The 14,612-nt window shown below is 67.1% G+C and carries 11 protein-coding genes and 1 other RNA gene; 8 read left to right on the top strand and 4 right to left on the bottom strand.

The window, feature by feature from the left end:
• The first annotated feature begins 500 nt into the window (after positions 1-500).
• The 3 genes from AB4Y94_RS16495 (at position 501) to AB4Y94_RS16485 (ending at position 2,917) form a co-directional block, all read left to right on the top strand.
• Positions 501-1,301, top strand: a complete 801-nt coding sequence (locus AB4Y94_RS16495; RefSeq protein ID WP_441729092.1) for an inositol monophosphatase family protein — start codon at positions 501-503, stop codon at positions 1,299-1,301.
• Between the two features lie 5 nt (positions 1,302-1,306).
• Positions 1,307-1,816, top strand: coding sequence for a septum formation family protein (locus AB4Y94_RS16490; RefSeq protein ID WP_441729091.1), 510 nt, complete (start codon positions 1,307-1,309; stop codon positions 1,814-1,816).
• Positions 1,817-1,882: 66 nt separating this feature from the next.
• Complete coding sequence (locus AB4Y94_RS16485; protein ID WP_441729090.1) at positions 1,883-2,917, top strand: LLM class flavin-dependent oxidoreductase; 1,035 nt, start codon at positions 1,883-1,885, stop codon at positions 2,915-2,917.
• A gap of 29 nt (positions 2,918-2,946) precedes the next feature.
• On the opposite strand, the gene AB4Y94_RS16480 is transcribed toward AB4Y94_RS16485, so the two are convergent.
• Positions 2,947-5,565 carry an ATP-dependent Clp protease ATP-binding subunit gene (locus AB4Y94_RS16480; RefSeq protein ID WP_441729089.1) on the bottom strand — a complete coding sequence of 873 codons (2,619 nt, stop codon included), beginning with the start codon at positions 5,563-5,565 and terminating at the stop codon, positions 2,947-2,949.
• 108 nt (positions 5,566-5,673) lie between these two features.
• On the bottom strand, positions 5,674-5,985 hold the full coding sequence (locus AB4Y94_RS16475; protein WP_441729088.1) for a hypothetical protein: 312 nt from the start codon (positions 5,983-5,985) through the stop codon (positions 5,674-5,676).
• Positions 5,986-6,156: 171 nt separating this feature from the next.
• Between AB4Y94_RS16475 and AB4Y94_RS16470 the strand changes: the two genes are divergently transcribed.
• Positions 6,157-7,323 (top strand): globin domain-containing protein, encoded by a 1,167-nt coding sequence (locus tag AB4Y94_RS16470; protein WP_441729087.1) that lies wholly within the window; start codon positions 6,157-6,159, stop codon positions 7,321-7,323.
• Positions 7,324-7,405: 82 nt separating this feature from the next.
• On the opposite strand, the gene ssrA is transcribed toward AB4Y94_RS16470, so the two are convergent.
• Both ssrA and AB4Y94_RS16460 read right to left on the bottom strand, forming a co-directional pair.
• Positions 7,406-7,781, bottom strand: a transfer-messenger RNA (tmRNA) gene (ssrA, locus tag AB4Y94_RS16465).
• A 91-nt stretch (positions 7,782-7,872) separates the two neighbouring features.
• On the bottom strand, positions 7,873-9,993 hold the full coding sequence (locus tag AB4Y94_RS16460; RefSeq protein ID WP_441729086.1) for a glycogen debranching N-terminal domain-containing protein: 2,121 nt from the start codon (positions 9,991-9,993) through the stop codon (positions 7,873-7,875).
• A gap of 144 nt (positions 9,994-10,137) precedes the next feature.
• Here AB4Y94_RS16460 and AB4Y94_RS16455 point away from each other — a divergent pair, with 144 nt between their 5' ends.
• The 4 genes from AB4Y94_RS16455 to AB4Y94_RS16440 all read left to right on the top strand — a co-directional run bounded on the left by AB4Y94_RS16455 (position 10,138) and on the right by AB4Y94_RS16440 (position 14,612).
• Positions 10,138-11,229 (top strand): LacI family DNA-binding transcriptional regulator, encoded by a 1,092-nt coding sequence (locus tag AB4Y94_RS16455; protein WP_441729085.1) that lies wholly within the window; start codon positions 10,138-10,140, stop codon positions 11,227-11,229.
• 11 nt (positions 11,230-11,240) lie between these two features.
• Complete coding sequence (locus AB4Y94_RS16450) at positions 11,241-12,491, top strand: sugar ABC transporter substrate-binding protein (RefSeq protein ID WP_441729084.1); 1,251 nt, start codon at positions 11,241-11,243, stop codon at positions 12,489-12,491.
• 76 nt (positions 12,492-12,567) lie between these two features.
• Positions 12,568-13,752: a carbohydrate ABC transporter permease gene (locus AB4Y94_RS16445; RefSeq protein ID WP_441729083.1), complete on the top strand. Its 1,185-nt coding sequence runs from the start codon at positions 12,568-12,570 to the stop codon at positions 13,750-13,752.
• Positions 13,749-14,612, top strand: coding sequence for a carbohydrate ABC transporter permease (locus AB4Y94_RS16440; protein ID WP_441729082.1), 864 nt, complete (start codon positions 13,749-13,751; stop codon positions 14,610-14,612). Before AB4Y94_RS16445 ends, AB4Y94_RS16440 begins: the two co-directional genes overlap by 4 nt.

The following is a 14,612-nucleotide window of genomic DNA, read 5'->3' as shown; positions in this document are numbered from 1 at the left end:
TTCACGCCGCCCCTTCGCGCCGACCCCCTTCGTCCCTCTCGCTCCACCCCCCTTCGCACCGACCCGATACCCGCCGATCCCCTTCCGCACCGAGCCGATACCCGCCGATCCCCTTCCGCACCGACCCCATACCCGCCGATCCCCTTCGCGCTGTGGTTTTTGCCACGCGCGCATGGCAGGCCATCCGCGCGTGGCCAAAACCGCAGCGTGAAGAGAGGAAACCGCGGCGCGACAGGTCGAATCCGCCGCGCGTGGCCAAAACCTCAGCGCGACGGGAGGAACCTCAGCGCGACGGGAGGAACCACAGCGCGACGGGAAGTAGCCACAGCGCGACGGGAAGTAGCCACAGCGTGACGACGGAAGGCACGGCGGTCCTACACGGCCGCGCACCGCCCCACAGCCGCAGCCGCGCAGCGCACCGCGGCCGCGCAGCAGCCCACCGCCCGCAGCCGCACAGCGCAGCTGCCCGGCACCTCGCGGGGAATTACTATCCTTGGGATGTGACCCAACCGGCAGAACACCCCATCGACACCGACCTCGAGCTCGCCTTCGCCCTGGCCAATGCGGCGGACGCCATCTCCCGCGACCGCTTCAGGGCCGTCGACCTGGAGGTGTCCAGCAAGCCGGACCGCAGCTACGTCACCGACGCCGACAAGGCTGTCGAGCTCGCCATCCGCACGCTCGTCGAGCAGCACCGGCCGGACGACGCCTTCTTCGGCGAAGAATTCGGCACGGCGGGCGAGGCCAGCCGACAATGGATCATCGACCCGATCGACGGCACCGCCAATTTCCTCCGCGGAGTCCCCGTCTGGGCCACCCTGATCTCCCTCGCCGTCGACGGCGTTCCGGTTCTCGGCGTGGTCAGCGCCCCCGCCTTCGGCAAGCGCTGGTGGGCCGAAGCCGGCGGAGGCGCCTGGCTGCAGGAGGCCGGGGCCGAGCCGCGTCGCATCCGTGTCTCCGGAGTCAGCGACCTGGCGGATGCGTCACTCAGCTTCCAGAGCATCGCCCAGTGGGACGACGCCGGCTACCTCGACCAGCTCATCGACCTCAGCCGCCGGGTCTGGCGGGACCGGGCCTATGGCGACATGTGGGCGTACATGCTCCTGGCCGAAGGCCTCATCGACATCGCCGGCGAGTTCGACCTGAAGCCCTATGACATGGCCGCGCTCATCCCTATCATCGAAGAGGCCGGCGGCCGGTTCACCTCCATCGACGGCCTCACCGGCCCCTGGCACGGCACCGCCCTCGCCACCAACGGGCTGCTGCACGAGGAGACCCTCACAGCCCTGCAGTTGGACTGAAGCGGATGCCCGGTCCACAGTTGACGCAGCGCCCTGCGCCGGCCTGGCGCGCGCTGACGTGCACGGTGATGATCGCATCCGCCGTTCTCGTGCTCAGCGGATGCTCCGCCGACCACGTGCCGGACGCACCGTTCCCGAGTGCGCAACCGGCGGCATCCGCTGCCCTGCTCGCGCCGCTGGCCGTCGGCGACTGCGTGAACGGCTCCGCTGACACCCTCTTGCGCGACCTCACACAGGTGAAGTGTGAGGAAGGCCACGATTACGAGGTCTATTCGGCGTTTGATATGCCCACAACGGCATATCCCGGCGACGATGCGGTCACTGCTGCGGCCGAGTCGGAGTGCGCTTCGGTGTTCGAGTCGTTCGTCGGTGTACCGTACCCGCGTTCAGCGCTTGACTACGCCGCGCTCACGCCCGACGCTGCCGAGTGGGACGGTGGCGATCGCCGGGCCGTGTGCCTGGTCGGCGACCCGGCCGGGCCGGTCGCCGGAAGCCTCGCCGGTATCCGGCGATAACCCGGCCCACGCCATCGCCTGGCGTCATCACGTACTGTCAGCGGTATGACGCGTACCCTCACTGGTATGAAGAGAATCGGGTTCCTGTCCTTCGGTCACTGGCAGCCGATACCGGGCAGCGCGACCCGCGCCGCCCGGGACGCCCTGGTCCAAACCATTGAATTGGCGGTGGCGGCCGAGGAGTTGGGAATCGACGGCGCGTACGTGCGCGTGCACCATTTCGCGCGCCAGCTGGCCTCACCGTTCCCCCTGCTGGCGGCGATGGCGGCGCGCACCAGCCGGATCGAAATCGGTACCGGCGTTGTCGACATGCGCTACGAGAATCCGCTCTATGCCGCGGAGGAGGCGGCGGCCACCGACCTGATCAGCGACGGCCGACTGCAACTCGGTATCAGCCGGGGCTCACCCGAAACGGCGCTGCGGGGGTATGAGACCTTCGGCCACGTCCCGGCGGAGGGCATGACGGATGCCGGCATGGCCCGGGCACACACGGAGCTCTTCCTCGCCGCCATCGACGGGGCGGGCATCGCCCAGGCCAACCCGCAGATGACCGGCACCTCAGGGGCGCTCATGATCCAGCCGCAGTCCGCCGGTCTGCGGGAGCGCATCTGGTGGGGCTCCGGCACCCGGAAGACCGCCGTCTGGACGGCGGAGCAGGGCATGAACCTGATGAGCTCGACGCTCTTGACCGAAGACACCGGGGTGCCGTTCCACGAGCTCCAGGCGGAGCAGATCGCGCTTTACCGGGCGGCGTGGGCCGAAGCCGGGTGGGAGCGTGAACCGCGGGTCTCCGTGAGCCGCAGCGTGCTGCCCATCGTCAGCGACGTGGACCGCGCCTACTTCGGCGGCATGGCCGATGGCGAGCAGTCCGACCAGGTCGGCTACCTCGATGGCGGGCTCGCCCGGTTCGGCAAGAGTTATGTCGGCGAACCCGACGCCATCGCCACCGAGTTGGCCGCGGATGCCGCGGTGCAGGCCGCCGACACGCTGTTGCTCACGGTGCCGAACCAGCTGGGCGTCGACTACAACGCCCACCTGCTCGAGACCATCGCCCGGCACATCGCACCGGCCATCGGCTGGAATGCGGCCGGGGCTGGGTAGCCCCGGCCGCGTGATCCGGACGAACGGCGTTACGCGGCCAGCGGCATCCGTTCTCGTTCAGCTCTCACGACCAGCGCGTCGCCGTCCACCGACACGGTGACCCGCCCACCCGCCTCGAGTTCCGAGGCAACCAGCAGGTCGGCGATGCGGTCGTCGAGTTCGCGCTGGATGACCCGCCGCAGCGGCCGGGCGCCGTATTCGGGCTCGTAGCCGTGTGCAGCGACCCAGTCCACCGCCTCATCGCCAACACTGAGGCCGATCCCCTGTGACGCCAGGCGGGCCTGGGTCGCATCGAGCAGCAGCCGCACGATCTGCCGCAGCTGCGGCTGGTCGAGCTTCTGGAACAACACCACTTCATCGATGCGGTTGAGGAACTCGGGCCGCATGGCCTCGCGGAGCTTGCCCATCACCCGGTCGCGCAGGGCCTTCTCTGAACCGAAGCCGTTGCCGGATCCGTCGGTCTGGGCCACGAACCCTAGCGCGCCACTGCGGCTGGCCAGGAACTCAGAACCGAGGTTCGAGGTCATGATGATCACCGTGTTGCGGAAGTCCACCGTGCGCCCCTGGCCGTCGGTCAGGCGTCCGTCGTCGAGCACCTGCAGCAGCAGGTTGAATACGTCGGGGTGGGCCTTCTCGATCTCATCGAGGAGCACCACCGAGTAGGGGTTCCGCCGGACGCGCTCGGTGAGCTGGCCGGCCTCGTCGTAGCCGACGTACCCCGGAGGGGCACCGACCAGCCGGCTGACGGTGTGCCGTTCGCCGAACTCGCTCATGTCGAAGCGCAGCATCGCCTTCTCGTCGCCGAACAGCGACTCGGCCAGCGCCTTGGCGAGCTCGGTCTTGCCGACCCCGGTCGGGCCGAGGAAGAGGAAGCTGCCGACCGGGCGGCGCGAGTCACCCATGCCGGTGCGGTTACGCCGCACGGCCTTCGCGACCATGGCCACGCCGTCGTCCTGTCCGATGACCCGCTGGTGCAGGTCGGCTTCGAGCCGTCCCAGGCGTTCGCGGTCGCCGGCGGTGAGCCGGGCGGCCGGGATGCCGGTCGAGCGGGAGATGACTTCAGCGATTTCGGCCTCGTCGACCACCGGCACAGCGACAGGGCCGGCAGCAGCATCCGTTGTCGCGGATTCCAGCGCCTGGTTCACCGTCTCCATCTCGTCGCGCAGCGCCGAGGCCTCCTCGTACCGCTCAGCGGCCACAGCCGCGTTCTTGGATGCCTCAAGGGAGGCCAGCTGCCCGCGCAGGGCGTCGAGCTCGGCCTCGGTGTCGTCCAGGCCGGCCAGCACACCGAGCTTCAACCTCAGGCGCGCCCCGGCCTGGTCGATCAGGTCGATCGCCTTGTCCGGCAGGAAACGGTCGGGGACATACCGCGCCGACATCTCGACCGCACTGCGAATGGCCGCGTCCGTGTAGGTCACGCCGTGGTGCTCCTCGTAACGGCCCTGCAGCCCGGCAAGGATCAGCACGGCATCCTCGATGCCGGGCTCCCCCACCGTGACCGGCTGGAACCGCCGCTCAAGCGCCGGGTCCTTCTCGACCCGGCGGTATTCCTTCAGCGTCGTGGCGCCGATCACGTGCAGCTCCCCGCGCGCCAGGCGGGGCTTCAGGATGTTGCCGGCGTCCATTCCACCCTCGCCGCCGCCCCCGGCGCCCACCACGGTGTGCAGTTCGTCGATGAAGACGATGAGTTCGCCGGCGTGTGCGCTGATCTCGTCCATCGTGGTGGTCAGGCGCTCTTCGAAGTCACCGCGGAAGCGGGTGCCGGAGACCATGGCTGGCAGGTCGAGGGCGATCACACGCTTGCCCCGGAGCTGCTGCGGCACCTGGCCGTCGACGATGGCCTGCGCCAGTCCGTCGACGATCGCGGTCTTGCCGACCCCGGCCTCGCCGATCAGCACCGGGTTGTTCTTGGTGCGCCGCGACAGGATCTCGATGGTCTGCTCGATCACCTCGGCCCGGCCGATCACCGGGTCGAGCTTGCCCTCGCGGGCGCGCTGGGTGAGGTCGATCCCGTAGGTGTCGAGCATCGGGGTGGCGGTTGCGGCGCCGTCAGCGGATGCCGCCTGCCCGCCTTCGCCAGCCGTCCCGTCCGGACCGGCCTGGCCGTTCTGGCCCTGTGCGGCCTTCACCGCACCGGCCTGGAGCGACGCCGGGGTGATCCCGGCCGTCATCAGTACCTGACCGGCGGGAGAATCCTGGTTGAGGACCAGCGCGAAGAACAGGTGCTCGGGGTCGATGTAGGTGGAGCCGAATGCACGAGCCACCTGGTGAGCGTCGAGCAGGGCGCGCTGTGCGGAGGGCGTCAGCGCCGGGGCGCTGTCCTCGGTCGGCGACGAGTTTTCCGGCAGCCGGAGGTCGGCGGCCGTGATGATCGCTGCCGGGTCTGCCCCGGCGTTCCGCACCGGATCAACGATGGGTGCCTGGTCGACCATCACCCGGAGGATGTGCAGGGCATCGACATCGGTGTGGCCGTGCTCGACGGCGAACCGAGCGGCCCGGGCGAGCACCTCCTGGGTACGCCGGCTCAGCAGCCGGGTGAGGTCGATCGGGCGGGCAGACCGCGCGGAGTGCTGGCCGTGCAGGTACCGCGCGATGAACTCGTCGAACGATCCGTTCCCCGAATCGTCGGGGCCGAAGAATGTTGGCATGCGTCCTCCTGGTGAAACTTGAGTGCCACTGACTCAACTTAACGCGGAGGGGCGAGATCCATTCCCGGATGTCGAACACAAACAGATGCGGAGGAGCGGGACACCCGGTTACGAGCCGATGATGCGGAGTCGTCCGCGCAGGAAGGGCAGCGAGGGCGCCGAGTACTCGAGCGTGATCGGAGCCGCCCGGTCGGAAACCTCCACGCTGTACTCAGCGACGCCGAACGTCCACAGCCGGTTGAAGAGGAACACCCGCACGGTCGTCGGTTCATCGACCGGCGCCTGCCAGGTACCGGTTCCCCACTGCGCGGGGTGACCCCGCCCGCCGAAAACGACGGTCGGTCGTGGATACCACCCGAACCACGGCTTATGAAGCAGAAGCTCAAGGCGGCGCACATTCGCTGGCGTGGGGGGCGTCACGTCCACAGTGTATGTCGATATCCCACCTTCGCGTCCGAGCCACGGGCGAACGGGTGAAAGAGAAGAACGCGGGAGTGTTACGCTTCTTCTACACGTCGTAGAAATACCCCGGTGAGCCCGGGTATTCGCGACAACGCTGCGCAGTTCCCGGTGCAGAAATAGGAGAAACGCATGCTCTCAGCTCAGTCATCTTCACTCATCTCGGCAACCCTGCCGCTCCTGACGGAACGCATGCCGGCCATTGCCAGGAATTTCTACGAGCGGATGTTCGCCGCCCACCCTGAGTTCCTTGACGGCTTGTTCAGCCGTTCCAACCAGAAGAACGGTTCCCAGCAACAGGCCCTTGCCGGAAGCATCGCCGGTTTCGCCCGCCACATGGTGGAGAACCCGGACAGCACGCCCGAGGCACTCCTGGCACGAATCGCACACCGGCACGTTTCGCTCGGCATCCGCCCCGACCAATATGACATCGTGTATCGGCACCTCTTCGACGCGATCGCCGAAGAACTCGACGACGTCATCACGCCAGAGATCGGGGCTGCCTGGACCGAGGTCTATTGGCTGATGGCGCATTCCCTGATCAAGATCGAGCAGGGCCTGTACTCTGCCGCCTCCAACGGTCAGCCGTGGACCCCCTGGACCGTGGTCGGAAAGGTGAAAGCGGGGAGCGAGGCTATGACATTCACCCTGGAACCCGCAGACGACGCCACCCCGACGCCATCCCGGCCCGGCCAGTACGTCAGCGTGAAGGTGCGCATGCCAGACCGAATCGACCAGGTGCGGCAGTACTCGCTTTCCTCTGGCGGCGACCCAACGGTGCGCGTATTCACCACCAAGCTCGATGCCGACGGCGAGGTCTCCCCCGCGTTACACCGCACAGTGGAAATCGGCGATGTCGTGATGCTGTCCCACCCGTGCGGGGACGTCACCCTGGACTCCGGCGACCATCCGCTCGTCCTGGCCTCTGCGGGAATCGGCTGCACGCCGAGCGCATCCATTCTCCGGTCCCTAGTGGAGACCGACTCCAAACGGGAGGTCCTGGTTCTGCACGCCGAGAGCAGCGTTGAACGGTGGGCCTTGCGTGACCAGATGCGCCGTGACGTTGAGGTGCTGGACGCGGCTGAGCTGGAGTTGTGGCTCGAGACTCCCACGGACGGCGCGCACGAAGGGTTCATGAACCTCGACGACGTCACACTCCCGGCCGATGCGTCGGTGTACCTGTGCGGGCCGCTGCCGTTCATGCGAAAGATCCGGTCGCAGGCTCTGAAATCAGGAGTCCCGGCCAAACGCATCCACTACGAGATCTTCGGATCCGACGTGTGGCTGGTTGACGCCTGACCGGCCGTTCGGGCATCCACGTGCACAAAAAGGGCCGCCCAACCGGGCGGCCTTTTCGCGACAACAACGCGTGACAGGACCGATGTGGAGATGGGGGGAATTGAACCCCCGTCCACTGCTGTGGTCATGTGCCTTCTACGGGTGTATCCAGTGAAATCGTTCTACTCGGCTCCGGAATTTGCCACTGGCATCTAATCCGACGAGCCCAGCCTTCGTTTGAGTCCCTCTACACCCCGCGGCTCAGTGTAGAAGCAATCTCTCTCAATTGCGCCAGGGTCCGGGTAGAGAGCATTCCCGGTCTGACGGACTTCATTAGTGCTTTCGCTTAGGCAGCGAGAGCGAAGTCAGTGCGCTTTGAATTGGCACTTATTGTTTTGCGGGGATCGTTTACGAGATAACCCTGCATCCTCGACCCGCTTCTCACAATTGCGCAGGCAATGTCGAAACCGATCATCCCCATGCACACCTGAAAAGGTGGGTCCTGTCACACGCTGTTGAGTTTCCAAACCTGCGCCGCAGGAGTTACCAAGGCGGGCGCAGCCTTTCACACTACAACACTTTCGAGGTGGGATCTATGCCCGGCGCGGTGGTCCCCGTCACATGACCCTCGGCGTCCGTTGTCACTCCGAACGGATGCCCGGCGAAGCGAAGGCCGTCAACGGTCACCGTGCCCAGTCCCGGCAGCGGGGAGATCGCCACCGTGCCGCTGCGGGGATCCGGCGTCAGGCCCAGCGCTGTGGCGAGTACCGCCACGGCCGCGCCGGCCGACCAGGCCTGCGGCCGGCACGCAGCCGGGTACGGCACCGGTGCGGCGAATTCATCGGCCGGGTCGCCCGAGTGCAATTCCGGCATCCGGTAGTCGAAGCCCTCGGCCGCGGCGAGCAGCCCGCGAATCAGCGCCGCGGCTTCCGCTCCGAAACCGGACCGTCCGAGACCGCTGATGGCGATGGCCGTGTCGTGGGTCCAGACCGACCCGCCGTGATAGCTGAGCGGCCAATACCCGCGGGCGTCGGTGGACATGGTGCGGAGGCCGTATCCCGAATTCAGCGCCGCGCCGACCAGGCGGTCGGCAACGAGCCGGGATCCGGGCTGATCGAGGATTCCGGTGCCGAGGAGGTGCCCGATATTGCTCGTGACGGTGTCGACCCGCTGCTTGCCCGCGTCGAGGGCGATGGCCGGATAGGCCCCGGCCGGGTCATCGATCCAGAACGAAGCCGCAAACCGAGCCTTGAGCGCGGCGGCCCACTCGCGCCACTCGGTGCCGGCGGGACGCCCCTTCGCGTCCACCCGCCCGAACCGGTCGAGCAGCTCGGCGCCGCCGATGGCCGCCTCATAGGCGTACCCCTGCACCTCGCACAGCGCGATCGGGCCCGTCGCGAGCCGGCCATCGCGCCACTGGATGGAGTCGCCGGAGTCCTTCCAGCCCTGGTTGGCCAAACCGTGCCCGGTGGTGTCGACGTACTCCAGGAATCCGTCGCCGTCGCTGTCGCCGAAGTCCCGCATCCAGGCCAATGCCGCGTCAAGATGGGGAAGCAACGCCGCGACCTCCGCGTCGGGCATCCCCCACTGCCACGCATCGTGCAGCAGCGTGATCCAGAGCGCCGTGGCGTCTACGGTGCCGTAGTAGAGCGGCGGGAGCATGATGTTCTCGCCCGGAATGGCCAGCGGAGCGGCCCGAAGTTCGTGCATGATCTTGCCCGGCTGCTCTGCCGTGTGCGCCACGTCGCGGGTGCCTTGCAGCTCGGCGAGCACCCGGAGCGTCGAAGCGGCCAGTTCCGTGCCGAGTGGCAGCAGGAATCGGGCCGCCCAAATCGAGTCCCTCCCGAAAAGCGTGAAGAACCAGGGCGCGCCGGCGGCGAGGAACACCTCGGCCGGCGCGTCCGAACGCGCCATCCGCAGGGCCGTGAGGTCGCCGAGGGCCTGCTCCACCCAAAACCCGAGCCGGGAGTCCCCGCTCCGCACGCTCGCCGTCGCCCATTCCGGGCTGCCACCGGCAGCCACGACCACCGCATGGGCGTCACTCACGGTCAGCGCCCACGTCACCCGCACGCTGCCGTGCTCCGGCACCGTGACCGGCCAGTCCAGCGTGACGCTGCCCGTCTCCGACCGGGCGACGGATGCGCCGCCCGCCGTCACCGACGCCGTCAACGATCCAGCGGCCAGGTGCACGGTGTCCTCCGCAACCGTGATGGGCATCGCGCCGCTGCCCGCCATGCCGGCCTTCACCGCCTGCATGGCGTCGGCAGTGAAGTGCAGCCGAAGCGAGATGGTGGTGCGCACCTCGGCCGAAAGCGCCGACGACAGGGTGATCGACTCCGACATCCCGCCCGGTGCGACGCCCCGGACCCGCTCCACTCGGATTTTCGGATCGGCCGACGCGTCGTCCAGTCCGCGGGCCAGCGCGACGAACCGCAACGTGGCAGGATCCACTGCCGCATGCATCAGGTGCTCCGGATTCTCACCGCCGACCCGGAGCGCCAAGCCGGAGAGAATACGGGTGTCTGAGTGGAAGTAGCCGTGGATCGGCCGCTCCCCCATCTCCCCGTTCGCGCCGCACCAGGCCTGCGACGGCGCACTGAGCTGCACCAGGCTGTCGTGCAGCAGCGGCTGGAGATCCGGCGCCGGGGCGAGAGGCTGCGGCGAGGGTAACGGCTGCTGTGGAAGTGACATTGGCGGCGCCCCGACTCTGTGATGTGTCCGCGGCCCGTTGACAGTCGCGGCTATCTGGGTAACATAACACTCAGGATTTGAACGATCAAATATTTGATCGATCACAGCTCCAGACCTGATCCACGGCGCGGCAAGGAGGCCACAGTGGGACTGTTGCCGACCGTTGACGACGTGGCCCGGGTGGCTCACGTTTCCCGCCAGACCGTGTCAAATGTGATCAACTCGCCCGACATCGTTCGACCGGACACTCGCAAACGGGTGGAGTCCGCGATCGCGAAGCTGGGGTATCGTCCCCACGCGTCAGCCCGGCGGCTCCGCACCCAGAAATCGTCGACGATCGGCATCCGGCTCGACCCGATGACCAACGGGATCTCCGGATCCGTGCTGGACCGTTTCCTGCATGCGCTGACTGAGCAAGCCGACGAACGTGGAATGCGCGTGTTGATCTTCACCGCCACCGATCCGGAGAGCGAGATCCGGCAGATCCGGAAGCTCCGGGACGGCGCGGATGTCGACGCGTTCGTGCTCACTTCCACGTTCTACGGAGACAAGCGCACGGAATGGCTAATCGAGCATCACGTGCCGTTCGTGACGTTCGGCCGCCCGTGGGGAATCGACGACATGAACGACCCGCAGCATCTCTGGGTGGACGTGGACGGGTTCGCCGGCCTGCACGAGGCGACGACCGACCTCGCCGCCCGGGGTGCCCGCCGAATCGGGTATGTGGGCTGGCCGAGCCCGTCGGGCACCGGCGACGACCGCCGCCGTGGGTGGGAAACGGCCATGACAGAACAATTCGCGGGCGCCGCGGACCTCGATCTGCTGAGCGTCGCGGTCGAGGACGACGTGGAAAGCGCCCGCACGGCCGTCGCGGGTCTGCTCGAGCGCGCTCGGCCCGACGCGCTGGTCTGCGCCAGCGATTCCCTGGCCCTGGGCGCGTTGATGGCCGCGTCCGGGCCCGGTCTCGCCGACGTGCCCATCATCGGCTACGACAACACTCCGGTCGCCCAGGCGGTCGGACTCTCCAGCGTGGAACAACCGCTCAACGAGGTGGCCGCCGGCGCACTGGAACTGTTGATGGGCGACACCGGAAACACCGTCATCCACCGTGGCGGTGACGATCCCCGCCACCGTTTGATCACCCCCAAGCTCGTCTCCCGGCGATCCACGCATCTCGCGCGCTACGAGGACGACACAGCGACCGTCACCAAGAGTGCGGCCGGCAATCACAAATGAAAGGAACGACCATGAAACTCCGAAAGGGAGCGCGCTGGGGCGCCATGCTCGCCGCAAGCGGGCTGATGATCGGTCTCGCCGCCTGTTCGTCCGGCGGCAGCGGAGGTGGCTCGGGGGGCGGAGACGTCGCGGGTGCGAAACTGACCGTGATGATCGGCTCGAGCGGTGACGCCGAGACGAAGGCCGTCACCGACGCCGTCGATGCCTGGGCCAAAGACAACAAGGCAAGCGCCAAGGTGGTGGCGGCCAACGACCTGGTGCAGCAACTGGGACAGGGTTTCGCCGGTGGGAACCCGCCCGACCTGTTCTACATGGGCTGGGACCAGTTCCAGACGTACGCGAGCAAGAAGTACCTGGAGCCCTACGCCAAGGATGCGGCCAACAAGGGTGACTTCTACCCGGCCTTGAAAGACGCCTTCACCTACAAGGACACGTTCTACTGCGAGCCCAAGGACTTCTCCACCCTCGGACTGATCATCAACACCGACATGTGGACTGCTGCCGGCCTGACGGACGCCGACATCCCCAAGGACTGGGCAGGCCTGGAAGCGGCGGCGAAGAAGCTGACCACACCGACCACGGCCGGACTCTCGTTCGGCGCGGAATATGCCCGCATCGGCGTGTTCATGAACCAGGCGGGCGGGTCGCTGCTGAGCAAGGATGGCAAGAAGGTCACCGCAGACACGCCGGAGAACCTGGCCGGCCTGCAGGAGGTGCAGAAGCTGGTGAGCGATGGCGTGCTGAAGTTCCCGGCCGAGATCGACTCCGGCTGGAGCGGTGAAGCACTCGGCAAGGGCAAGGCCGCGATGGTCATCGAAGGTCCGTGGATCAGCGGGCTCAAGGGCGACTACCCCGACCTCAAGTACACGGTAGCCGAACTGCCGGCCGGCCCGGGCGGCCAGTCAACTTTCACGTTCAGCAACTGCTGGGGCATTCCCGCCCAGTCGTCGACCTCATCTGCTGCGGAGAGCCTGGTCAGTTTCCTGACCAGTGACAAACAGCAGCTGGAGTTCTCGAAGGCGTTCGGCGTCATCCCCTCCACCGAGAGCGCCGCGAAGACCTATGCGACGACGTACCCGGAGAACCAGGCCTTCGTCACCGGTAACGACTATGCGGTCAGCCCGGTGGCATTTGCCGGGGCGGCCACGGTGATCACGGACTTCAACTCGCAGTTGCAGGGCATCGCGACCGGCGATCCGAAAGCAATTCTTGCCGCTCTCCAGACCAATCTGCAGAGCGCGCTGGACGCCGCCAACAAGTAACAGTGAGCCGACGCTGGTCCGGTTTCGGCCGGGCCAGCGCTCGACTCCTGACCGCGCGAATCGGAGAGGTGCTGTGATGACGGATACATCGAACCGGGCTTCCGCCCCCAGGCGCCCGAGCCTCCGCCGCGGCGAGGCGCGCTACGGCTGGCTGTTCACCGCCCCGTCACTGATCATCATCGGCGTCTTCCTGGTCATCCCGATCTTCCTGGCGCTCTGGGTGAGCTTCAGCGACTGGGGCGGGCTCGGCTCCCCCCTGAACCCGCAGGTGAGCTTCGTCGGCACCACGAACTACCAGGCCGTCCTCACCGATCCCGGCCTGGCGCAGAAAGACTTCGGCACGTCCATCCGCAACAATTTCTATTATGTGATCCTGGTCGTTCCACTGCAGACAGCCCTCGCTCTCTTCCTGGCCGTGCAGGTCAACCGGCGCGTGCTCCGCGGCCGCGGATTCTTCCGCACCGCCTTCTACTTCCCGTCGGTGACCAGTTCCATCGCCATCACCGCGATCTGGCTGTTCCTCTTCGGCGCGACCGGAGCCGTCAACCAGATCATCGCCGCCCTCGGCGCGAAAGGCCCCACCTGGTTCGCCGACCCGAGCGGGCTGATCCACAACTTCCTCGGACTGTTCGGGGTGGATTCGGCCCCCGCTGCGCTCGCCGGCGCCGGCCCGCTCGGACTGAGCTGGTGGGATTGGCTGAGCGGGCCGAGCGTGGCCATGAGCGCCCTGATCCTGCTCGCGGTGTTCACGACCTCCGGCACCTTCATGCTGCTCTTCCTGGCCGCGTTGCAGAATATCGGCGCCGAGGTGGAGGAAGCCGCCCTGATGGACGGCGCCGGCGCCTTCCGCAAATTCTTCTCGGTGACGCTGCCGATGCTGAAGCCGACGTTGTTCACCGTGCTGACGCTCGGTCTGATCGGGACCTGGCAGGTCTTCGACCAGATCTATCTCACCGGTGGTGGGGCCCCGGGCAAGACGTTGCTCACCCCCGCGTTCCTCGCCTACCAGACGTCGTTCAAGGGCCTTAACTGGGGCCAGGGAGCGGCGATCTCCTTCGTGCTGTTCCTGATCATCATCGCGTTGACCGCGCTCCAGCGGTACGTCCTGCGGGAGCGAAAAGACAGCGGACGGGTGGACAAGGACCTGGCCCGGCTGATGACCGCCGGCGCCGCCCCGCTCGGCACGGCGGGAGGCGCCGGGGGCAACGCCACCGGCCGTGCGGCGGAACGAACCACCGGGAAATCAGGGAGCACGCCATGAGCCGCGTCCGTGAGCGCCAGCACACCCTCGGCTGGCGCCTTCGCACCACAGCCGCGCTCAGCTATCTCATGCTGATCATTCTCGCGGTCATCTACATCTATCCGTTCCTCATCTCCCTGGCGTCCTCGTTCAAGAGCGACGCCGACGCCACCAACAATCCGCTCTCGCTCCTGCCGACGACCTGGACCTTCACCGCCTACGAGCGTCTGTTCACGGATGTCCCGCTGCCGCTCTGGACCCTGAACTCGGCGTTGGTCACGGTCCTGGTGACCGTGGGCCGCGTGTTCTTCGACAGCCTGGCCGGCTACGCCCTGTCCCGCCTCAGGTTCCGGGGGCGCGGCGTTGTGTTCGCGGGCCTGCTGGCGGTCATGGCGGTGCCCAATGTGGTGCTTCTGATTCCGCGCTTCCTGATCCTGAAGCAACTGGGGCTCTACGACAGTTACGCCGGCATGATCATCCCGCTGCTGGTGGACGCGGCCGGCATCTTCATCATGAAACAGTTCTTCGAGTCGATCCCAGTGAGTGTCGAGGAGGCGGCCAGGATCGACGGCGCCGGAATCTTCCGCAGCTTCTGGACCATCGTGCTCCCGATGGCGCGGCCCGCGCTGGTGACCCTGTTCATCCTCAGCTTCCAGGGTTCCTGGAACGAGTTCGCGCATTTCATCATCTCGAGGCAGAACCCGGACCTGAACACGCTGACCACGGGCATCGCCTCGCTGTTCTCCGGGCAGCTCGGCTCTGGAAACCAGTATCCGTTGAAGATGGCCGGCGCCGTGCTGATGACCATCCCGGTGGCGGTGCTGTTCTTCATCTTCCAGAAACGGCTGATGAACACCACCGAGGGTGCCGAGAAGGGCTGA

This window comes from Glaciibacter sp. 2TAF33 (assembly GCF_052114945.1).
In the GTDB taxonomy this organism is placed as follows: domain Bacteria; phylum Actinomycetota; class Actinomycetes; order Actinomycetales; family Microbacteriaceae; genus Cryobacterium.
The sequence above is the reverse complement of the archived record's forward strand: the minus strand, read 5'-3'. Positions and strand labels throughout refer to the sequence as shown.

Excerpts from the sequence above, each read along its gene's own strand:
- AB4Y94_RS16490 (WP_441729091.1), top strand. The coding sequence starts at position 1,307 with ATGCCCGGTCCACAGTTGACGCAGCGCCCTGCGCCGGCCTGGCGCGCG.
- AB4Y94_RS16485 (WP_441729090.1), top strand. The coding sequence starts at position 1,883 with ATGAAGAGAATCGGGTTCCTGTCCTTCGGTCACTGGCAGCCGATACCG.
- AB4Y94_RS16480 (WP_441729089.1), bottom strand. The coding sequence starts at position 5,565 with ATGCCAACATTCTTCGGCCCCGACGATTCGGGGAACGGATCGTTCGAC.
- AB4Y94_RS16470 (WP_441729087.1), top strand. The coding sequence starts at position 6,157 with ATGCTCTCAGCTCAGTCATCTTCACTCATCTCGGCAACCCTGCCGCTC.
- AB4Y94_RS16460 (WP_441729086.1), bottom strand. The coding sequence starts at position 9,993 with ATGTCACTTCCACAGCAGCCGTTACCCTCGCCGCAGCCTCTCGCCCCG.
- AB4Y94_RS16450 (WP_441729084.1), top strand. The coding sequence starts at position 11,241 with ATGAAACTCCGAAAGGGAGCGCGCTGGGGCGCCATGCTCGCCGCAAGC.
- AB4Y94_RS16445 (WP_441729083.1), top strand. The coding sequence starts at position 12,568 with ATGACGGATACATCGAACCGGGCTTCCGCCCCCAGGCGCCCGAGCCTC.
- AB4Y94_RS16440 (WP_441729082.1), top strand. The coding sequence starts at position 13,749 with ATGAGCCGCGTCCGTGAGCGCCAGCACACCCTCGGCTGGCGCCTTCGC.